Annotated in this window: 21 protein-coding genes; 12 read left to right on the top strand and 9 right to left on the bottom strand. The window is 58.0% G+C overall.

Annotation, left to right across the window (positions count from 1 at the left end):
- The first annotated feature begins 85 nt into the window (after positions 1 to 85).
- The 5 genes from V9K67_RS05270 to V9K67_RS05250 all read left to right on the top strand — a co-directional run bounded on the left by V9K67_RS05270 (position 86) and on the right by V9K67_RS05250 (position 5,864).
- Positions 86 to 1,045: a TIGR03885 family FMN-dependent LLM class oxidoreductase gene (locus V9K67_RS05270; RefSeq protein WP_336720589.1), complete on the top strand. Its 960-nt coding sequence runs from the start codon at positions 86 to 88 to the stop codon at positions 1,043 to 1,045.
- Positions 1,046 to 1,335: 290 nt separating this feature from the next.
- Positions 1,336 to 3,795: a PIG-L family deacetylase gene (locus V9K67_RS05265; protein WP_336720587.1), complete on the top strand. Its 2,460-nt coding sequence runs from the start codon at positions 1,336 to 1,338 to the stop codon at positions 3,793 to 3,795.
- Entirely contained in the window at positions 3,795 to 3,956 is a 162-nt protein-coding gene (locus V9K67_RS05260) for a hypothetical protein (protein WP_336720586.1), read from the top strand. Before V9K67_RS05265 ends, V9K67_RS05260 begins: the two co-directional genes overlap by 1 nt.
- Before the next feature lie 58 nt (positions 3,957 to 4,014).
- A complete protein-coding gene (locus V9K67_RS05255; protein WP_336720585.1) occupies positions 4,015 to 4,143 on the top strand; it encodes a hypothetical protein in 129 nt (42 codons plus the stop codon).
- Positions 4,140 to 5,864: a sodium:solute symporter family protein gene (locus tag V9K67_RS05250; protein WP_336720584.1), complete on the top strand. Its 1,725-nt coding sequence runs from the start codon at positions 4,140 to 4,142 to the stop codon at positions 5,862 to 5,864. The genes V9K67_RS05255 and V9K67_RS05250 overlap by 4 nt, the downstream gene beginning before the upstream one ends.
- 82 nt (positions 5,865 to 5,946) lie before the next feature.
- On the opposite strand, the gene V9K67_RS05245 is transcribed toward V9K67_RS05250, so the two are convergent.
- A complete protein-coding gene (locus tag V9K67_RS05245) occupies positions 5,947 to 7,950 on the bottom strand; it encodes a carbohydrate-binding domain-containing protein (RefSeq protein ID WP_336720581.1) in 2,004 nt (667 codons plus the stop codon).
- Between the two features lie 137 nt (positions 7,951 to 8,087).
- Between V9K67_RS05245 and V9K67_RS05240 the strand changes: the two genes are divergently transcribed.
- The gene (locus V9K67_RS05240; RefSeq protein WP_336720579.1) at positions 8,088 to 8,843 is read left to right on the top strand and encodes a ThuA domain-containing protein; all 756 of its coding nucleotides are present in this window, start codon (positions 8,088 to 8,090) and stop codon (positions 8,841 to 8,843) included.
- A gap of 117 nt (positions 8,844 to 8,960) precedes the next feature.
- Here the strand turns inward: V9K67_RS05240 and V9K67_RS05235 are convergent, their stop codons facing one another.
- Genes V9K67_RS05235 through V9K67_RS05215 form a run of 5 tightly spaced genes read right to left on the bottom strand, consistent with a single transcriptional unit; the run spans position 8,961 to position 12,799 of the window.
- Positions 8,961 to 10,088, bottom strand: coding sequence for a hypothetical protein (locus V9K67_RS05235; protein WP_336720577.1), 1,128 nt, complete (start codon positions 10,086 to 10,088; stop codon positions 8,961 to 8,963).
- Positions 10,081 to 10,668 carry an RNA polymerase sigma factor gene (locus V9K67_RS05230; protein WP_336720576.1) on the bottom strand — a complete coding sequence of 196 codons (588 nt, stop codon included), beginning with the start codon at positions 10,666 to 10,668 and terminating at the stop codon, positions 10,081 to 10,083. Before V9K67_RS05230 ends, V9K67_RS05235 begins: the two co-directional genes overlap by 8 nt.
- Before the next feature lie 25 nt (positions 10,669 to 10,693).
- Positions 10,694 to 11,377 (bottom strand): DUF2490 domain-containing protein, encoded by a 684-nt coding sequence (locus V9K67_RS05225; RefSeq protein WP_336720575.1) that lies wholly within the window; start codon positions 11,375 to 11,377, stop codon positions 10,694 to 10,696.
- Entirely contained in the window at positions 11,374 to 12,006 is a 633-nt protein-coding gene (locus V9K67_RS05220; protein WP_336720574.1) for a DUF4956 domain-containing protein, read from the bottom strand. Before V9K67_RS05220 ends, V9K67_RS05225 begins: the two co-directional genes overlap by 4 nt.
- Entirely contained in the window at positions 11,984 to 12,799 is an 816-nt protein-coding gene (locus tag V9K67_RS05215; RefSeq protein ID WP_336720573.1) for a VTC domain-containing protein, read from the bottom strand. Before V9K67_RS05215 ends, V9K67_RS05220 begins: the two co-directional genes overlap by 23 nt.
- A 120-nt stretch (positions 12,800 to 12,919) precedes the next feature.
- On the opposite strand from V9K67_RS05215, the gene V9K67_RS05210 reads away from it, so the two are divergent.
- From V9K67_RS05210 to V9K67_RS05190, 5 genes are all read left to right on the top strand, one after another.
- On the top strand, positions 12,920 to 13,495 hold the full coding sequence (locus tag V9K67_RS05210) for an RNA methyltransferase (RefSeq protein WP_336720572.1): 576 nt from the start codon (positions 12,920 to 12,922) through the stop codon (positions 13,493 to 13,495).
- A 90-nt stretch (positions 13,496 to 13,585) separates the two neighbouring features.
- Complete coding sequence (locus V9K67_RS05205) at positions 13,586 to 14,533, top strand: UbiA-like polyprenyltransferase (protein WP_336720571.1); 948 nt, start codon at positions 13,586 to 13,588, stop codon at positions 14,531 to 14,533.
- Between the two features lie 69 nt (positions 14,534 to 14,602).
- The gene (gene ruvX, locus V9K67_RS05200) at positions 14,603 to 15,013 is read left to right on the top strand and encodes a Holliday junction resolvase RuvX (RefSeq protein WP_336720570.1); all 411 of its coding nucleotides are present in this window, start codon (positions 14,603 to 14,605) and stop codon (positions 15,011 to 15,013) included.
- 89 nt (positions 15,014 to 15,102) lie between these two features.
- Positions 15,103 to 15,690 (top strand): peptide deformylase, encoded by a 588-nt coding sequence (gene def / locus V9K67_RS05195; protein WP_336720569.1) that lies wholly within the window; start codon positions 15,103 to 15,105, stop codon positions 15,688 to 15,690.
- A complete protein-coding gene (locus V9K67_RS05190; RefSeq protein WP_336720567.1) occupies positions 15,687 to 16,622 on the top strand; it encodes a hypothetical protein in 936 nt (311 codons plus the stop codon). The genes def and V9K67_RS05190 overlap by 4 nt, the downstream gene beginning before the upstream one ends.
- A 152-nt stretch (positions 16,623 to 16,774) precedes the next feature.
- On the opposite strand, the gene V9K67_RS05185 is transcribed toward V9K67_RS05190, so the two are convergent.
- Positions 16,775 to 17,827, bottom strand: a complete 1,053-nt coding sequence (locus tag V9K67_RS05185) for an RluA family pseudouridine synthase (RefSeq protein ID WP_336720564.1) — start codon at positions 17,825 to 17,827, stop codon at positions 16,775 to 16,777.
- A gap of 41 nt (positions 17,828 to 17,868) precedes the next feature.
- On the opposite strand from V9K67_RS05185, the gene lipB reads away from it, so the two are divergent.
- Positions 17,869 to 18,591, top strand: coding sequence for a lipoyl(octanoyl) transferase LipB (lipB, locus tag V9K67_RS05180; RefSeq protein WP_336720562.1), 723 nt, complete (start codon positions 17,869 to 17,871; stop codon positions 18,589 to 18,591).
- Between the two features lie 91 nt (positions 18,592 to 18,682).
- Here lipB and V9K67_RS05175 read toward each other — a convergent pair whose 3' ends face one another.
- The gene (locus V9K67_RS05175) at positions 18,683 to 19,444 is read right to left on the bottom strand and encodes a hypothetical protein (protein WP_336720560.1); all 762 of its coding nucleotides are present in this window, start codon (positions 19,442 to 19,444) and stop codon (positions 18,683 to 18,685) included.
- Positions 19,445 to 19,498: 54 nt separating this feature from the next.
- The gene (locus tag V9K67_RS05170; protein ID WP_336720558.1) at positions 19,499 to 20,398 is read right to left on the bottom strand and encodes a 1-aminocyclopropane-1-carboxylate deaminase/D-cysteine desulfhydrase; all 900 of its coding nucleotides are present in this window, start codon (positions 20,396 to 20,398) and stop codon (positions 19,499 to 19,501) included.
- Positions 20,399 to 20,412 lie beyond the last annotated feature (14 nt).

Raw genomic sequence — 20,412 nt, 5'->3', positions numbered from 1 at the left:
AAATAACAAATGTGGGGGCAAATGTAGGCGTAGATTTTGTACTGAACGGGTACCGGAACAGCAAAAACAATCGCCGGACTTCTTTATGACAACCATCGCTTACCAGGCATCCCACGAACAGTTCCGCCCCAGCGAGTTGCTGGCCTGGGCCGTAAGGGCCGAAAAGGCCGGCTTCGGGGCCGTTAATTCCTCCGATCATTTTCATCCCTGGAGTGAACGGCAGGGGCAAAGCGGTTATTCCTTCTCGTGGCTGGGCGCCGCCATGCAGGCCACTTCCATCCCCTTTGGGGTGGTGTGCGCTCCCGGGCAGCGGCAGCACCCGGCGATTGTGGCCCAGGCGGCGGCCACGCTTTGCGAGCTGTTCCCGGACCGCTTCTGGATGGCCCTCGGCAGCGGCGAGGCCCTGAACGAAAAGATCACGGGGGAAAAGTGGCCCGAAAAAGGTGAGCGCAATGCCCGCCTGCTGGAATGTACGGAGGTGATGCGGCGGCTGTTCCGGGGCGAAACGGTTACCCATAGCGGTACCATAAAGGTGGAGGGCGCCCGCCTGTACACCCTTCCGGCGAAAGCTCCCCCGCTGATCGGGGCCGCGGTGACCAAAGAAACCGCCGGTTGGCTGGGCGCCTGGGCCGACGGCCTGCTGACGGTGCACCAGCCCCTGGAAGACCTGAAAAAAGTGGTGGACGCGTTCCGAAAGGGCGGGGGCGCGGGCAAACCCCTGTACCTGAAGGTGCAGCTTTCCTATGCCCGTACCGCCGAAGAGGCCCTGCAGGGCGCCCATGACCAGTGGCGGACCAACATTTTCCAGGGCACGGTTCTGGGCGACCTCTGGAAAGTGGCCCACTTCGATACCGCCGCCCAGTTCATCCGGCCGGAGGATATGTTCAAAATGGTGCACATTTCGGCCGATCCCGGGGAACACCTGGGCTGGATCCGGCAATACATCGATATGGGCTTTGAGAAGATCATCCTCCATAACGTGAACCGCAACCAGGAAACTTTTATCGACGATTTTGGTGAAAAAGTGCTGCCCTTTTTGAAATAGGAAGCCGGCCGCACCGGGAATTACTCCCCTGTAAAAAAACGCCCTGATGCGGATGGGCTTTTGTTTGGGGCAAATGCCTATTTTTGAACAGTTGCCTTTTCAGGTTAGCCTAAACCCACCGGCAACGACGGCCCTCCGCCCAAGCGGGGGGCTTTTTGTTAACGACATTGTTAAACTCGTCTTTGGGGACCCTCCGAACCGGGCGGGGGAACACCCTTTCCTTCTTATCTTGCCCCCCGTTAGCAACAACCATTCTCCAACCATTTACCAATCAACCATAGACCTGGTTCATGAAAAGATGTTTCCTTTTTTTCCTGCTCCTGCTGGCCCTTGGGGCAGGGGCGCAGGCGCCGGTACCTTATTCCTCGGCCGATATTTACCATGGCCTGCGGAAGCTGAACGTGCTGGGCAGCGTGCTCTACATTGCCGCTCACCCCGACGATGAAAATACCCGCCTGCTGGCGTACCTGGCTAAGGACCGCCAGTACCGCACCGGCTACCTGTCGCTAACCCGCGGCGACGGCGGGCAAAACCTCATCGGCAACGAGCAGGGCGTGGCGCTGGGCCTCATCCGCACCCAGGAACTGCTGGCCGCCCGCCGCATCGACGGGGCGGAACAGTTCTTTTCCCGCGCCTACGATTTCGGCTTTTCCAAAAACCCCGAAGAAACCTTTGCCCACTGGGACAAGGAAAAGATCCTGTCCGACGTGGTCTGGGTGATTCGCAAGTTCCAGCCCGACGTCATCATTACCCGGTTCCCCACCACGGGCGAAGGCGGCCACGGCCACCATACGGCTTCGGCCCTCCTGGCCAACGAAGCCTTCCGCGCCGCCGCCGACCCCAAACGCTTTCCCGAGCAGCTGGCCTTCGTGCAGCCCTGGCAGGCAAGGCGCATCCTGTGGAACACCTTCAACTTCGGCGGCAACAATACCACCCGTCCCGACCAGTTCCGGGTGGATGTGGGCGGCTTCAACGCCCTGCTGGGAAAAGGATATGGCGAAATTGCCGCCGAAAGCCGCAGCCAGCACAAAAGCCAGGGGTTTGGATCGGCCCGCGGCAGGGGCGAGGCACTGGAATATTTTGCCACCACCGGCGGACCCGCCCCGAAAACCGACCTGCTGGAAGGCATCGACCTGAGCTGGAAGCGGGTGCCGGGCAGCAGCCGGGTTGCCCAGGAAGTGCAGAAAGCACTGGAAACCTTCGATTTCCACCAACCCCAGAAGTCGGTGCCCCGGCTGGCGGCGCTCCATAAAACCCTTAAAGCGCTGCCCGACGGGTACTGGAAACAACAAAAGCTGAAAGAAGTGGAGCAGCTGATCGGCCAGGCCAGCGGCCTGTGGGTGGAAGCCTACACCACCCAGCCCTCCGTGGCCCAGACCGATTCGGTAACCGTGAACTTTATTGCAAACGACCGGCTGGGCAACGGCATCCGCCTGAACCGGATCGAAATGGAAGGGGTCGATACGACCCTCGGCATGACCTTAGAGCCCAACCGCAACCTGTTCCTGCAAAAGACCATATCTGTGCCCGCCACCAAGCCCATTACCCAGCCCTACTGGCTGCAGGAGCGTATGACGGAAGGCGCCTTTACCGTATCCAACCAACAGCTTATCGGCGAGCCGGACATCCAGCCCGCCTATATGGTTCATTTCACCCTGGCCATCGCCGGCGAAGCGTTCCGTTTTTCCCGCCCCCTGCGCTACAAATACACCGACCAGGTAAAAGGCGAGCTGTACCAGCCGTTCGTGGTGCTGCCGCCGGTGACTTTTTCGGAAATGCAGGCCTATTACCTTAAAAACGCCCTGGGCAACACCATGGACGTGGGCCTCACCGCCCGCAAGGACATCGGCGTGCCGGCACCGGTTCCCGCCGTACAGGTAGGCCCGGCCGCCACCGATACGCTGCCCCTGCTGCTGGGTCCCCTGTCGCTCAAAAAAGGGCAGGCCTACCAAACCGCTTTCGCCCCTTCCTCGCTGCAGGAAAAGGCGTACCGCCTGAACATTGCTCCCGATGACGGCCGGCCGGGCTACAGCCTGCTGTCCATCGACTACGACCATATCCCTGCCATCACCTGGTTCAAAAAAGCGGTGACCAAGGTAGAGCTGCTCGACGTGAAGACCGCCGGCAAGCGGATCGGTTATATCGTGGGCGCCGGCGACAAGGTGCCCGAAGCCCTGGAGCAGATGGGGTACGAGGTGGTGCTGCTGACCGCCAAGGAGCTGTCGAAGAATAATTTGAAACAATACGACGCCATCATCGCGGGGGTACGGGCCTATAACGCCCTGCCCTGGCTGAACAGCTTCTACGGACGGCTGATGCAGTATGTAAAGGAAGGCGGCAACTATATCGTCCAGTACAACCAGCTGGGCAACCTGCCGGCCATGGGACCGTACCCGTTCAGCCTGAGCCGTACCCGGGTAACCGACGAGAACGCCCCGGTGCAGGTGCTGAACCCCGGTCATCCCGTATTGAACGTTCCCAATAAGATCGGCCCGGACGATTTCAAAGGCTGGGTGCAGGAGCGGAGCACCTACCATGCCACCGCCCTGGACAAGAATTTTGAAACCGTGCTGTCGCTGAACGACAAGGGCGAGCAGCCCGATGGGGGCAGCCTGGTGGTGGCCCGCTACGGCCAGGGCACCTTTGTGTACACCGGCCTCACCTTCTTCCGGCAGTTGCCCGAAGGGGTGCCGGGGGCTTTCCGCCTCTGGGCCAATATCCTGGCGCTGAACCAGAAAAAGTCGTTTTAATGAGCGGCGGCAAACCGGATGGCAAACGGGGGCGGGTGGCGTTTATTTTCGTTATCCTGCTGGGCTACGTCCTCGGCATCTTTATCAAAAAGGTTCAGCTGGGCCTGGTGCTGGGCCTCGTCATCGGCCTGCTGGCCAGCGGCCTGCTGCGCAGGCGATAATCAGCAATCAGCAATAGGCAAAATGCAATAAGCAAAAGATAGGACCCGAATCAACCACATGGAAAACAACAAGAGCAACGATAAAGTTCCCTTTTTCAGCAGCTGGAAGCACTGGTACCTGCTGGTGATCGCCTTCCTGGCGCTCCAGATTTTCCTGTTTTACCAACTGACCAAATATTTCTCATGACGGGAATCGACTGGCTGGTATTGATTGCAACGCTGCTGGGCATCGTGGTGTACGGCGTCTACAAAAGCCGCTGCACCAAGAACCTGGAGGGCTATTTCCTGTCCAACCGCAGCCTGCCCTGGTACCTGGTGCTCCTGAGCATTATGGGTACGCAGGCCAGCGCCGTTACTTTTCTGTCCGGGCCCGGCCAGGCCTATGCCGACGGCATGCGGTTCGTGCAGTATTATTTTGGCCTGCCGCTGGCGATGGTGGTCATCTGCATCACCTTCGTGCCCCTGTTCAACCGCCTGAAGGTGTATACGGCCTACGAGTTTTTGGAAAAGCGTTTTGACAACAAAACCCGGACGCTTACTTCTTTTCTCTTCCTGCTGCAGCGCGGGCTGTCCACGGGCATTTCCATTTATGCGCCCTCGCTCATTCTTTCGTCGCTCTTTGGCTGGGACATTTATTGGACCAACATCCTCATGGGCGGGCTGCTGATCATTTATACCGTTACCGGCGGCGCCCGGGCGGTGGCCTACACCCAGCAGCTGCAGCTGCTGATCATCTTTGCCGGCCTGTTCTTTACCGGTTATTTCGTAGTAAAGCTGCTGCCGGCGGAGGTGGGCTTCCTCGACGCCCTGCACGTGAGCGGCCGCATGGGCAAGCTCAATGTCATTACTACCGGCCACCAGGAGGGAAGCTTTAACTGGAACGACCGCTACAACATCTGGAGCGGCCTGATCGGCGGCTTTTTCCTGGCGCTTTCGTATTTCGGCACCGACCAGTCGCAGGTAGGCCGCTACCTGACCGCCCAGAACAATACCGAGAGCCGCCTGGGCCTGCTGATGAACGGGCTGGTGAAGGTGCCCATGCAGTTCTTTATCCTGCTGATCGGGGTGCTGGTGTTTGCCTTTTACCAGTTTCATGCCGCCCCCCTTTCATTCAACGACGGACTGGTGGCCGATGCGCAGGCGTCGGCTTACCGCGATTCGGTTAGCGCCCTACAGGCGAAAAGCGACGCCCTCGGCCGGCGGAAGCTGCAGGCCGCCGCCGCCTATACCCACTCCTGGAAAATGGGCGATACCGCTTCGCTCCATACCCTGGGCAAAGAGCTGCAAACCCTCAACGGCGAGGCCGAAGGCATGCGGGCCCAGTTCCGGGCCCTGAGCCTGAAGGTCAGCCACCGCGATACCAACGATACCAACTACATCTTTCTGTCCTTTGTGAAGCAGCACCTGCCCGCGGGGCTCAAGGGGCTGCTGATCGCCATCATTTTCCTGGCCGCCTGGGGCTCTATTGCGGCGGCCCTCAATTCGCTGGCTTCCAGCACCATGGTGGATTTTCACCGGCGCTTTGCCGCCCCTGCCGACGACCTGAGCGACTACCGTATGTCGAAGCTGTACACCCTTGCCTGGGGTGTGTTCTGCATCCTGGTGGCGCAGTTTTCCAGCAGCCTGGGCCAAAGCCTGATCGAGGCGGTGAACGTGCTGGGCTCCCTGTTTTACGGCGTGATCCTCGGCATTTTCCTCATCGCTTTTTACGTCAAAAGGGTGGGAGGCCACGCCACCTTCTGGGCCGCCCTGATCGTGGAGACCTTCGTGGTGATCCTGTTTTTCAACGAGCAGCTGCCGCCTTTCCGCTTCCTCCCCGACATTTCCTTCCTCTGGCTGAACGCCATCGGCGCCGTAGGCATGGTGGTGGTAGGGCTGGGATTGCAGGCCGTGAGTAAAAGGCAGTAAGCAATAAGCAATAAGCTTCGGATAATTAAAAGGCCGTTCACCGGGAAAGGTGAAACGGCCTTAGGTTTTTATAGGGACTCGATTAAAGGTTCACGGTAGTGACTTTGCTGGAAACGGTGGCGCTGCCCCGTTGGGTGCCGCCGGTATAGGTGCCGCCGGAATAATAGCCGTTGGTGGCCGTGGCGCCCGAATAGCTGCCGCCGGTGGAAACCTTGTAGGTGGCCCCGCTTTGCAGCGCCGGGGAAGAAAACACAAAGTAAGTGGCGTTGCGGGCCGGTGCATAGGTGACCAGCGTATTGCCCGAAGCATCCTGGAGGTTGAACAGGGTGCCGGCCGACACGCTGCTGCTTAATTTTACCAGCAGGGTGTATTGGGCCGAGCTGCTGCTGGTGGCCTGGATCATGTTCCCCGAAGGACCCGAAGCGATCAGCTGGCCGCCGGAAATGGCGTAGGTGCCGTTGTAGTCGATGGCCACTTCAGGGGAGGAGGACGGGCCCTGCACCACCACCAGGCCGCCGGTCTGGGCAATGCTGCCGTTGCTGTCCATAGGGTCGCCGCCCGTGGAATTCAGAAAAATAGTGCCCCCGGCAATCGTCAGCAGGCTGCCGTCGTTGGATTCGCCGCCGTTGCCGTTGGTGGTGTTGAAGCTGTCGTCGCTGGACACGATGCTGGCCGTGCCGTTGTTGACGGTGATCTTCGGCGCTTCCACCCCTTCATAAGATTTGGTAACGGCCAGGCTGCCACCGTTAAGGGTAACCGAAGTTTCCGACTTCAGGCCGTCGTCCGCCGACGAAACGGTGACGCTGCCGCCGTTGAGGGTGAGGGCGCCGTCGGCCTTGATGCCCTTGGCCTCGCTGGATGCAGAGCCGTAGGTAAACTTGCTGCCGGTGGTGGTCACGTTGATCGTACCGCCATTGACCGCCAGGGTACCGTCTGCCCAAATACCCCTGCCGCCGGCGCCCGAGCTGGTGATGACCACCGAACCTTCCTGCATCACGAAGGCCCCGTCGCAGTTGATGCCGGCCGGTGCCGCAATATCCTTATCCTCCGTATCGTAAAAGGCGCTGCCGGTGGTGGTGATGCGGATCTTCCCGTTGGCCAGCGTCAGGTTGCCGCCGGTTTTAAACCCCTTGGCGCCTTTGCCCGAAACGCTCAGCACAATGGAGTCGCTGCTGTTGACGGTCGTATAGTTTTCGCTCTTGATGGCATTGCCCTTGTCGCCGGTGGTAGTGATGTGCAGCTGCCCGCCGGTGATGCTGACATAGGGCGTGATGGTGGCATCGGAGCCCTCGTAGGAAGCGACGATGCCGTCGTCCACGCTGTTCACCGTCAGGCCGCCGCCGGCCAGCGATACGTAGCCTTCCTCGCTTTCGATGCCGTCGGAGGAGGAGGTGACGGCCAGCTGGCCGCCGTCCATTTTAAAGTATTTGTTGACGTGGATGCCGTCGGAGGCGGCCCCGGAAACGGTAATGTTTCCTTCCTTCAGGTAAATAGATTCGTCGCTGCAGAGGGCGTGCTTGTTTTTCCCTTTCACCGCCAGGGTGCCGGTGCCGCTGAAGGTCAGCTGTCCCTCGCTGAAGAAGGCCGCTTTCTGGTCTTCGGAGGAGGAGGCGTAGCTGCTGCCGTCGACCAGCCGGTTGTTGGTGCCGCCCAGTACCGTCACCGCCGCATTTTTAGTGGACTGGATATTGAGGGCCGGTCCGTTGGTGTTGATCAGGTCCAGGCCGTTCAGCACCAGGCCGAAGGCGGCATCGCTGTACAGCTTAAAGCTGCCGTTGGCAGCAGTGCCCGACAGTACATAGTTGATCTCCTGGCCGGTGAGGTGGGAGGTCACCACCACGTCGCGGCTGGAAACGGCCACGCTGATGCCTGCATCCTTGAAGGGGTTGGTAACGGCCACGCTGCTGTCGGTGTACCTGATGACGACGGCATTGGTAAAGCTGGTGTCGCGGGAGTTGGTGATAATGCTTTCCTCGGTGGCGACATCCTCGTCGGACAGGCTGTCGGCGTCTTTGCGGCACGACAGGACGGCCGCGGAGGCGAGGGCGGCCAGCAAGAGCGCGGGTAAGGATCTGTGAAAGGGCATAGCTTGTTTCTTTATTGGTGGGCAGTTGTGATGTGCCGGCAGGAGGAATGTTTAACGGCGGAAGGCCGTGTACCGGTAAAGGACCCCTTTGTATCGGTAAATGGGCAAATCAGCCGAAAAGGAATTATCTTCCCGTCATGTCAATCTTAAAGTTAAAAAGCTGGACGGCCGCCGCCTTGTACGGGCTCTTTCTTTTCGGCGCTGTCACTATGGTATCGGCTTATTGCCGCAAAGAGGCCCCACGGAAAAAGGTGCTGGTATTCAGTAAAACGGCGGGCTTTCATCATGCCTCCATCGCCGACGGCAACAGGGCCCTCCTTAAACTGGGAGCGGACAACGGCTTTGGCGTGGATACCACCACCGATGCTGCCTGGTTTACCTCCAAACAGCTGCAGCAGTATACGGCCGTGGTGTTTTTGAATACCACCGGGGATGTATTGAACCCGGAGCAGCAGGCCGCTTTTGAAGCCTACATCCGCGGTGGCGGGGGCTATGCCGGCGTACACGCGGCCTCCGACACGGAATATGACTGGCCCTGGTTCGGCCGGCTGACGGGCGCTTATTTCACCAACCATCCCAAGCCCCAGGAAGCCCTGCTGCACGTGACCGACGGCACCCATCCCTCCACCAGGCACCTGCCCCTGGAATGGAAGCGCTTCGACGAGTGGTACAATTTTAAAAACATCGGCACCGATCTGAAAGTGCTGCTGACCATTGATGAAAAAAGCTACGAAGGCGGGAAGAACGGCGACCCCCATCCCATGGCCTGGTACCATGCCTACGAGGGCGGCCGTGCCTTTTATACCGCCCTGGGCCACACCTCGGAATCTTATTCCGACCCACTCTTCCTGCAGCACCTGCTGGGCGGAATTCAATATGCGATTGGAAAATAGTTAATTGGTTAATTGGTTCATTGGTTAATTGGGAATTTGGAGGGAGCAGTCATTTATTGTATAAGAAAACCGCAACCGCCAAGGCCCAATTAACCAATGAACCAATCAACCAATTCCTCAAAACCTTATCCAGACCTTCCCCTTGTTGCTGCTGTCTTTGGAGATCCATTTCGGGCCTTCCGTGAGCAGGCGGACGGCTTCTGCGTCGCAGGGGGTGCAGAGGGGTTGGGTCACTTTGATGTTGACGGGGCGGCCTTCGGCATCGAGGTCGAAGGAAAGCTGCACTTCTCCCTGGGGGGATTTGGCAGGAACGTTTTGGGGTACCGCCTGGTTCTGGACAATGTATTGATTCAGGGCCGGGTTACCGGTTTCGGGTTCCACATCGGCGTAGCGGATCCGCTGTTCCTGCATGTTGGCCGCTATGGGGGCGGACATAGGGGTGGCGACAGCTTTCCTCTTGGCTGCCATGTCCCTGTTTGGAGGGTAGTTGCGTACTACGGCGGTTTCATTAAGTTGTACCGGCTGGTCTTTGTGCGTACCATAGCCCATCACCAGGGTAGTGGTGTCCTGGGACGGCAGGGTGCGCACGCCTTCGGCTTTCAGGAGCTTGTCCCGGGCGGGTAGCGGGGCGGCTACCCTACTGCGGATCCTGTCGCTGTCGGTTGCGGAAGCTTTTGCTTCAGCGGTTGTTGCGGTCAGGGGCGCTTCCTGCGCCTCGGGGGGCGGCTGCTGGCGGGCGGCCGCTGCTGCTCTCTTTGCTTTTTTCGGGGCAGGGGCAGGCCGGCTTTGGGCTTCCGGGGCCGGCGGCACGCTGGAGACCGTGTCGGCCCTGGCGGCCGGGGCGGTTTCGGAATCGGCGGCCGGGTGCGGTTCCCATTGCTCCTGTTTGGCTACGCTGGAGGAAGTGCCGGTCAGGGCAAACTCGTAAACCATCCAGGCGGTGCCGGCCACCAGCGCTACCAGGGCCGCCACCTTCCACAGGGGCAGGCGGTGCGGCCTTGCAGGGGCGGGCAGGGGCACTACCCTGGAGGAGGAAAGCCTTTCTTCCAGCCCGGTTTTCAGGAAGCCCGCATCCCGGGCGGGAGTAGCCGCCAGGGCATAGCCTTCCAGGGCGTCGGCCAGGAAAGGGTCCTCGAGGGCCGCCTTTTCCAGCCGGTGCCGTTCCGCTGCCGTCATCTCCCCGCGGTAATAGCGTTCGAAGTCGGCGGCGGTGTAGTTGTCGCTATGGTTCCTTTCGTCAGGCATCCCACTCCCGGGTTTTATGTTTTTCCATACAGATCTTCAGGTTCCGGCGGCCGTTTTGGATATAGCTGCGCACCCGGTTCCATTCCAGTCCTGTGAGTTCGGCAATTTCGTTGTAGCACTTTTCCTGCAGGTAGAACAATTCCACCACCTGCCGCTGGTCGGCGGCCAGTTTTCCCAGGCAGTCCTGGAGCTGTTGCAGGTTTTCTTCTTTTTCCAGCACACCGTTCAGATGCACGTCTTCTTCATTTTGCACAAGCGCCACATCCATTTGTACTTTCGAAAACTTTTTGTCGCTGCGCAGCTGCATCAGGCAATGGTTTTTGGCCACCTGGTACAGCCAGCTTTTGAAGTTTTCCACCTCGTGCTTCTGCAGCTTCCCGATCAGCTCCTCGAAAATGGCCAGGGTGCTGTCCTTTGCATTTTCGCTGTTCTTGAGGTATTTCAAACAAACGCCATACACCAGGTCCATGTAGCGGCCGTACAGCTGGCCCAGCACGTTGAGGTCGGCCGACTGCTTGTACAGCCGCACCAGCTCGCTGTCGGCCGGCTCCGGGGAGACTATGGTGGAAAATAGTGCCAAGGGGCTAAAATTAGCGGAAATGGGGCTATTTCTTTTTCGCCTTGAGCGAAAAGTCGAAATTCATCCCCACCACGTGAAAGGTCCAGTTGTAGCTCTTGGCGTAGTCGGGCCGGTAGATGTAATACAGGTCGATCTTTTTGTTTTGGGCATATTCGTATTTCAGCCCCAGGGTATTGCGCCAGTTGTCGATGGGGTAGGCGCCGTCAAAGACGAAGTAAGGTTCCAGGGAGGCGTACAGGTCCAGCTTTTTGAGCAGGGCGTATTTGGCCTGCAGGCGGGTACGCACAAAGAGGTTCGTTTCCCTGCTGGTTTCCTCGTCATCGGCATACCTGGTCAGGTACTGGGCCATGGGCCGGAAGGCGAGGCTCCATTTCCCCCATTTTTCCGACACTTCCAGGCCCAGCCCGTAGCGGTTCGAATGGTCTTTTGTGGTCAGCGCCAGGCGGTAGTTGGCCAGTGCTTTCAGGTGTTTGGAAAAGCTGTAGCCGCCTTCCGCGGAAATATAGCTGCCGCGGTAGACCGAGGCGTTATCCACGAAGCGTGCCTGGTATTCCAGGGAAGCTTCCCAGCGGCGGGGCAGGTTCCATTTGAGGGCGGCGCCCAGGCGGGACTGTACATCCACCGGGTCCGATTTGCTGGTCTGGGCCGTTGCCGCCCCTGCCGTCAGCAATAGGGCGGGGGCCAGGAGGGCCCGGAAAATAATTTTCATGCTTGTTTCTTTTCGTAGTAATAAATGGTGAGGCGGGCGGCGTCTTTGACGAAATCAATTTCCTGGATGTCCACGCGGTGCACGTCCAGGCCGGTACGGGCGGCCAGGTCGGCGATCATTTCGGGGCGGTTGCCGGCCTGCACGAGCAAAATGTTTTCATACAGCACTTGCTGCGACAGCTCGCGGCGGACGATCCAGTTGCTTTCGAGCAACTGGGTAAATACCAGCACGATGCCGCCGATGAGGGCGAGCTCGTCCCAGCCGCCCCGGCTGACGGCCATGATCAGTCCCACGGCGATGGCGATAAAGAGGTAGGTCATGTCCTTGGCGGAAATATTTTCGGTGCGGTAGCGCAGCAGCGAAAAGACCGCGAAGATGCCGAAGGCGGCGCCCATGGTCATCTCGGCTTTGTTGAGCAGGAAGGTGATCAGGAAGATGATCAGGTTGAAGGAGAAAAAGGTCAGGAAGAGGTCGGCCCGGCGGTAGATGCGGTAATAAATAAAGCGGACCAGCAGGATCATGGTGGCCAGGTCGGCGCCCAGGCGGAGGGCGAACTTGGCGTTCAGCTTGTCAAACCATTCGAAGGAGGGAGCCGACAGGTAGTCGTTAATAACCTGAAGTATATACATGGTAACCGGTTTTCTTTTTCAGTTGGGTAATAAGGGATTTGAACTGGTTTTTTTTCACCTCGTCGAAGAGGGTGGCGACGCCCAGGCAATATTTGCTGAGGGAGCCGGGACGCAGGCGTCGCTCTTTCATCAACTGCAGGAATGGGGAGGTCCGGGCCTTGTCCTGCTTTACCTCGGCAATGACCAGGGAGGGCATCGACACGGCCGTGCCTTCCGCGGCGAACAGCGGGTGGAGGTCGAGGGTGATCCGTTCCGCCGCCCCGCTTTTCCGCGCCAGCGTAATGCGGCTGTAGTCGATGCGGACCACCTCCTGCATCCCGGGCCGGAAGAAAGGCCGCACCTCTGAGAAGGCCGGGTGGAGCAGCCCGCCCAGCGGATCGGCTTCGCCGCCCTCCAGCGGAATGCGGGGTTTGTCGGTCCGGCCCTTGTTGGTACGGTGCTTCACTTCCAGAAAATGAAGATCCGACTCCACGTAGCGGCGGCGGCGCACCTTCAGGCGGCAGCCGTGCCCGGCATGGTGGGCATGGTAATAATGCAGGTCAGGGGTGTCGTAGTAGTGGGTCTCGTAGCGGCACAGCCGGTGGTCGCCCACCTGGAGCACCCGGTAGTGGTCCCGGCAGTCGGCCAGCAGTGGGGGCAGGGAGGGCAGCGGCAGCAGGTACTTGGTATCTACCCGGTTGAGCAGGGCGGCCTGCCGGTTGAGGCCCTGCAGGGAGATGTCCTCCAGCTGGAAAAGGGCGGCGGCCAGGTCGTTGGCGGCGGCCGTGGGCCCTAAAATGCGATCAGGGTACATAAATGAATGATAAGTTCATCAGGGACGGCTGATATCCCGGCGGGTTTAGCCTGCCGGGCGCATGTACCGGTAGATAGGCAATATGTATCGGTAAGCCGGAAACTCCATTACTTTTGCGCCATGCGAAAATTGAGCATGGACGAGCTGAACCGCAAGTCCGTAGAAGAATTCAGGGCGTCGGACAAGTTGCCGGTGGTGGCGGTGCTGGAGAATATCCGCAGTGCGTACAATGTGGGCAGCCTCTTCCGGACCGCCGATGCGTTTTTGCTGTCGGGGGTCTACCTCTGCGGCTACACGGCCTTCCCGCCGCACAAGGAAATCAAAAAGACCGCCCTGGGCGCGGAGGATACGGTTCCCTGGAAACATTTTAAACAAATAAGCGAGGCCCTCGATGACCTTCGGGCCGAAGGCTACCGCATCTTTTCGGTGGAGCAGGCGGTGGACAGCATCCCCCTGCACAAGCTCCACGACTGGCTGGAAGGGGAAGCAAAAGGAACCAAAGGGGAAAATGCCTCCCTCCAGAAAATCGCGGTCGTTTTCGGCAACGAGGTGACGGGGGTGGAACAATCCACCATCGCCCACAGCGACGGCTGTATCGAGATCCCGCAGCTGGGCATGAAGCACTCGCTCAACGTGGCCACCGCCGCCGGCGTGGTACTTTGGGAATTAGTAAAAGGCCACCTGGCCGAGATTTAACGGCAGCACAGGAAAAGAAGCGATACTTTTGCAGGCGGAATCGAACCCTGCCCGGGCCACCTTCCACCTTTACGGAAATTGTTACCATCAATGTCTACAGTAAAAAATTACCTTTCCCTCATCAAGTTTTCGCACACCATCTTCGCCATGCCCTTTGCTCTGATCGGTTTCTTCCTGGCTTCCAGCCAGTGGATTAAACTAGGGCTGACAGTGCCTGACCTCCATTTGGCTACTGTTTTTGGAGGCGAGACACCGCAACCCTTAGAGGAGCTAATGCGGTCATTGGGTTGGACGTTTGTGCTGGTGATCCTGTGCATGGTGTTTGCCCGTAGCGCGGCCATGGCCTTCAACCGCTACCTCGACCGCGATATCGACGCCCTCAATCCCCGCACGGCCATCCGTGAAGTGCCCAAGGGCATCATCACCCCCAAAAACGCCCTGCTGTTTACCATCGGCAACTGCCTGTTGTTCATGGTGAGCACCTTTTTCATCAACCGCATCTGCTTTTTCCTGTCGCCGGTAGCCCTGGCCGTAGTGTTGGGCTATAGCTATACCAAACGCTTTACCCCGTTCTGCCACCTGGTGCTGGGGGTAGGGTTGTCGCTGGCGCCCATCGGTGCCTTCCTGGCCGTCACCGGTAAATTTCACCTGATCCCGGTGCTGTTCTCGCTGGCGGTGATCTTTTGGGTCAGCGGCTTCGACATTATTTATTCCCTGCAGGACGAGGAGTTCGACAAATCGCAAAAGCTGTACAGCATGCCTGCCTGGCTGGGCAAGGCCAAGGCCCTGCGGGTATCGGAAGTGCTGCACCTGCTCAGCGCCTGCTGCGTGGTGGCCGCCGGCAAGCTCGGTGGCTTCGGCCCGCTCTACTGGATCGGCGTGCTGGTGTTCGGCGGCATGCTGGTGTACCAGCACTCGCTGGTAAAGCCCAACGACCTGCGCCGCGTGAACATCGCCTTCATGACCGCCAACGGCATCGCCTCCGTGGTGTTTGCGGTTTTCGTGATCGCCGACCTCTTTCTGTCACGCAGTATCTAGGTCAATGGTCAGGGGTGATCCTCCCAATATCCTAATTCCCAATTAACTAATACCTCGTTCCAAAAACTTATGGCCCGGATTCTTTCGATAGATTATGGTGGCAAACGCACGGGACTGGCGGTGACCGACCCGTTCCAAATCATTGCCAGCGGCCTGTGCACCGTGGAAACGCCCAAGCTGATGGCGTTCCTGAAAGACTATTTTGTAAAAGAAAGCGTGGAGAAGGTGATCATCGGCATGCCCACCAACTGGGACGACAGCGACACCCACGCCACCCCGCTGGTGAAAAAGTTTATTGCCGCATTCATAAAGAACTTCCCCGCTATCCCCATTGCCGAGGTGGACGAACGCTATACATCCAAGCTGGCCTCGCAGGCCATGCTCGACATGGGACTCAAAAAAAAGCAGCGCCGCAACAAGGCCCTGGTCGATGAGATCGCCGCCACCATCATGCTGCAGGAGTATTTAGGCAAGCTATAGGGCTCAATTTTTGTACTTTCGTGCCCCGTTTGGCGTCCGGCTGCCCGACGCAGCTTATTTATTATAACCAATCGAATTTTTTCATTGATATGATTTTTCCAATTGTGGCCTACGGGCACCCGGTTTTACGGAAAGTAGCCCGGGACATCGACGAGAGTTATCCCGATCTGAAAAAGCTGATCGAAGACATGTGGGAAACCATGTATGCCTCCAACGGCGTGGGCCTGGCCGCTCCCCAGATCAACAAGGACATCCGCCTGTTCGTGGTGGACAGCGCCCAGATCTTTGCCAACATGGACGAAAAGGACAAGGAAGAAGAATCCTATCCCGACGACCCGGGCATCAAGCAGGTGTTCATCAACGCACAGATCGTGGAAGAACTCGGTGACGACTGGGCCTACAATGAAGGCTGCCTGAGCATTCCCAAGGTCCGCGAAGACGTGTACCGCGCCGAGGAAGTGACCCTCGAATACCAGGACGAAAACTTTGAAAAGCACGTAAAAACCTTCAACGGCATCACCGCCCGCGTGATCCTGCACGAGTACGACCACATCGAAGGCAAGCTCTTTATCGACCATCTCTCCTCGCTGAAGCGCAAGCTGCTGAAAAGAAAGCTGGACGACATCAGCAAGGGTAATGTACGGGTGGATTATAAAATGCTGTTTCCCAAAAAATGAGAAAGGGAGCTTTCTTCCTGCTGGCCGCCCTCTGGGGCGGCCGTGCTTTCTGCCAGGATACTTCCGATGTGGAGGCCGTGCGCCGGATGGTGAACCTGAGCGAAGTGGTGGTGCGTTCCGACCTGAACGTATCGGCCTTCCTGCAGCGCATTAAGAACGACACCACCTTTTACAAAGCCTTCCGCAACCTGCGCATCCTGGGCTTTACCTCGCTGAACGACATCCGCATGCAGGATAAAAAAGGCAAGGTAGCGGCCTGGCTGCAAAGCAAGACCCGGCAGAACCGCAAGGACGGCTGCCGCACCATGGACGTGCTCGAGGAAAAGACCGGCGGCGACATCTACGACCGCAACAAAGAATTCAACTACACCACGGCTGGCCTGTACGCCAGCTTGTTTTTTACCAAGGGAAGGGTGTGCGGCGAAACCAATATCGTCAAAGGCACGCAGCGCAACGTTAAGGGCAAGGGCGGCATTGAAAAGCACAAGGAACAGCTGAAAATGCTGTTCTTCAACCCGGGCAAGAAGATCCCGGGCATCCCCTTCATCGGCGACAAGCTGGATATTTTCGACAAGGACGTAGCCCGCTACTACACCTTCTCCATCGACACGGCCGACTACCGCGGACAGCCCTGCTACCTGTTCCGCATCAACCGCCGTCCCGGCCTGAGCGCCGGCGAAAAAAGCCGGATCGTCTTCGACAACATCAACACCTGGTTCCACAGCCGCACCATGGAGATCGTGGCCCGCAACTACGACCTGAGCTACAATGCGGCCGTCTACGACTTCAACGTGCACATGGAAGTCCAGATGACCCGTTTCCAATCCTACCTCGTTCCCCAGCTGATCCGCTACAACGGCGACTGGGACGTACCCTTTAAGAAGCGTGAAAGAGGAATCTTTACTGCGACATTGTTCGATTTTAAAAACTGATAAGTTTACGAGTTTACGGGTTTACAAGTTTACGAGTTGGCGTAACTCCGGCAGGAACTTTCAGGCATTACGACAAACTACAAAAGTCTTGAAGACTTTTGTAGTTTCTTTCGGACGGGCGCCAGCAACTCGTAAACCCGTAAACCCGTAAACTACACGGTTCCCTTAACGTACCCCCTCCATTTATCAATCACCCGCCGGATATCGTCGGGCAGTTCGGTGTCGAAGTGCATGTGTTTGCCGGTGGCGGGGTGAGTGAAGCCCAGGGTTTTGGCGTGCAGCGCCTGGCGCGGGCAGATGGAAAAGCAGTTGTCGACAAACTGCTTGTATTTGCTGTATACCGTTCCCTTTACAATTTTGTCGCCCCCGTAAAAGTCGTCGTTGAAGAGCGGGTGGCCCAGGTGTTTCATGTGCACCCGGATCTGGTGGGTGCGGCCCGTTTCCAGTACGCACTGGATAAGGGTGACGTAATTCATGCGTTCCAGCACTTTGTAGTGGGTGATGGCTTCCTTGCCGTAGTCGCCTTCGGGATAGGCTTCGAACAGCTTACGGAAGCGCTGGTTGCGGCCCACGTGGGCGATGACGGTGCCTTCGTCCTCTTCCACTTCGCCCCATACCAGGGCCATGTACTGGCGCTGCACGGTATGGTCGAAGAACTGCTTGGCCAGGTGGCTCATGGCCTTGTCGGTTTTTGCCAGCACCAGCAGGCCGCTGGTGTTTTTATCGATGCGGTGCACCAGGCCGAAGCGGGGCAGGTTGTCTTCGGTAAGGGTAGGGTTTTGCTGTTGCAGGTACCAGGCTACGCCGTTGAGCAAGGTGCCCGAATAGTTGCCGCTGCCGGGATGCACCACCATGCCGGCGGGCTTGTTGATGACCAGCACGTCCTGGTCTTCGTATACGATGTTCAGGGGAATTTTCTCGGGGACCACGTCGGTGCTTTCCGGCGACATGTCGGAATATACGATGATCTGGTCCAGGGCTTTCACCTTGTAGTTCTGCTTTACTTCCTTGTTGTTCACCAGCACCATGCCCGTATTGATGGCCCGCTGGAGCTTGTTGCGGGTAGCGCCCTCGATGCGGTTCATCAGGAATTTGTCGATGCGGTAGGGTTCCTGTCCTTTGTCGACGTTGAAGGCGAAGCGCTGGTAGAGCTCGTCGGTGCCTTCGGCCGGTTCGGAAGGGTTCAATTGGTCTTCTGTTGCCATAAGGGACAAAAATAAGACGGCAATCCTATTTTTGCATTCTTATGGAAAAGCAGATTGTTCTATTCGAAGATTTAGGCGTGATGGATTATAAGACCGCCTGGGATTACCAGGAGCGGCTGTTGCAGGAAAACCTGAAAATAAAGGCCGACTTCAACAGCAGGGGTGCTGCGGCAGGCAGGGGCGAGCAGCCGGCCACCGTCAACCGCCTCCTGTTTGTGGAGCATCCGCCGGTGTACACGCTGGGCAAGAGCGGCAAGATCGAGAACGTGCTCATCAACGAGCAGGACCGCGAACAGCGGGGCATCCAGTTTTTCCATACCAACCGCGGCGGCGACATCACCTTCCACGGGCCGCAGCAGATCGTGGGCTATCCCATCTTCGATCTCGAGAAATTTTATACGGACATCGGCCGCTACCTCCGCGAACTGGAGGAGGTCATTATCCTCGTCCTGGCCGAATACGGCATCGTGGCCGGCCGTTCGCCCGGGGAAACAGGCGTATGGATCGACGCCCACCTGAAAGGGCAGGAGCGGAAGATCTGCGCCATGGGCGTGCGTTGCAGCCGCTGGATCACCATGCACGGCTTCGCCCTGAACGTCAATACCGACCTTACCTACTTTAATCATATCGTACCCTGCGGCATCCAGAACAAAAAAGTAACTTCTATAAAAGCCGAACTGGGAAGGGAAGTGGATATGGAAGATGTGAAGAAAAAGCTGCTGAAGGCTTTTGCGCAGGTGTTTGCTATTGAGATAGCCAGGTAGTTTACGAGTTTACGGGTTTACAAGTTTACGAGTTCCCTGCCGGCATAAGCAACTCGTAAACTTGTAAACCCGTAAACTTGTAAACTTTTAATTAGAACGCTTTATTAATAAAAAACTTATTCTTTTCCACCAGCTTGTCATCGACATAGAGTTCAAAGGTGAACCAGCCCGCATGGTAGAAGTTGCCCTTGTCGAGGGTGAGGGGGGAGTTGCGCAGGCTTTTGAGCTCGAATAAGAAGCTGCCGTCGTCCTCGAAGAATTTGATGTGGTAGCGTTTCCGTTCCGCATCGGGCAGTTTGATGGTCACCATTCCTTCGTTGTTTGTATATACATAAACGGAAGGAACGTACTGCGGTTTGGGAGGAGCGACGGGGTCGGGTTTCTTCCCCCCGCTGTCCTTGGGAGGATTTACCAGGCCTTCAAAAGCTTTGGCCGCTGTTTTGTTCGAGGTGTCGCCTAATTGTTTCAGGGGCTGGTCGGCCGCCTGTTGCAGCGTGTCTTTTACCGGCCGCTTGGAAACGGTGAAGATGTACGAGCCGCGGGCCAGCACCACGAACAGGCGGTAAAACATGCGGTCGTTCGGTGCCTTGGTGTAGGCGACGCCGTTCTGCACCGCGTTGGGGTCGGCCACCGTAAGGATGGTCTTGTAAGCGCCCGCGCTGTCGAACGCCTGCTGGATGCTGATCTGGCTGACGTTCTCAAACGGGTTCACCCAACCGATGATGATCCGGTTCTTGCCCACGTTGCGCACGGTAAAATCCGGCAGCGTATCAGTGATCGGTGATTGGGAAAAGGCGGCGCATGAAACCAGCAATGCCACTATAAGCACCGGAAAACTCCTGGAAAATTTCATAAAGAAAGCCTAAAGGTATAAAGGTGAGTGTATATGGATTTGAGTGATAAAAAGCTAAAATAACAATGTTCCTTTATTTAACGAACAATTCCCCTGCAATCCCCCGCTGTGTACCACCAGGACATTGCTGCCGGGTGGAAAGTACGAAAGGGCGCACAGTTGTTGAAACGCATAAAATAACTTTCCAGTATACACGAAATCAGAAGGAATGCCGGTTTGCCGGTACCAGTCGTTCATAAATTCCAGTAGGGCGGGGGTGGATTTGGCATAACCCCCGAAGTGAAAGTCGTGCAACAGGGTAAACCGGTCGCGGCGGTGCGGCGACAGCAGGGCGTTGATGGCGGGCAGCAGGTCGGTATTGTTTTTCAGCACGCTGATGCCGGTGACCTGCTGCTGCGGGCCGGCGGCCTCCACCAGTCCGGCCAGGGTGGTGCCGGTGCCTACCGCCGCCAGGAGATGGCTGTAGGCGGCGCAGCCGGGGCTGTCGAGGATGCTTTCCGCTCCCCGCCGGCCCGGAAGGCCGTAGCCGCCTTCATCGATGATGCAGGCATCGGGGTATTGTTCCAGCAGGGGGGCTGGAATATTTTTCGCCGCATAATCCGCACGGGAAATAAATACCAGGTCCATGCCCTGTTCCTGCGCCCGCTGCAGGGTGGGCGAGAGGCGGGGCGGCCGTTCGCCGCGGATGAGGCCCACGCAGCGGAAGCCGAACTCGCGGCAGGCGGCAGCCGTGGCGGCAATATGGTTGGAGTAGGGGCCGCCGAAGGTGAGGAGGGTGTTCTGTTGCTGCAGGCGCGCTTCAGAGATGTATTCTTTCAGCTTGTACCATTTGTTTCCCGATACTTCCGGGTGGACCGCATCGAGGCGCAACACCCCGGCCCGCAGGGAAGCTCCCTGCAGCACGGCCGGCGGAAGCCGGTCGATCCGGGGGCCTGTTTGCTCTTTTAAACGCATGTCCTAAAGTTAGC

Origin of the sequence: Huijunlia imazamoxiresistens (genome assembly GCF_037132455.1) — a bacterium.
Taxonomy (GTDB): Bacteria; Bacteroidota; Bacteroidia; order Chitinophagales; family Chitinophagaceae; genus Flavisolibacter; species Flavisolibacter imazamoxiresistens.
This window is presented reverse-complemented; position numbering and strand designations above follow the sequence as displayed.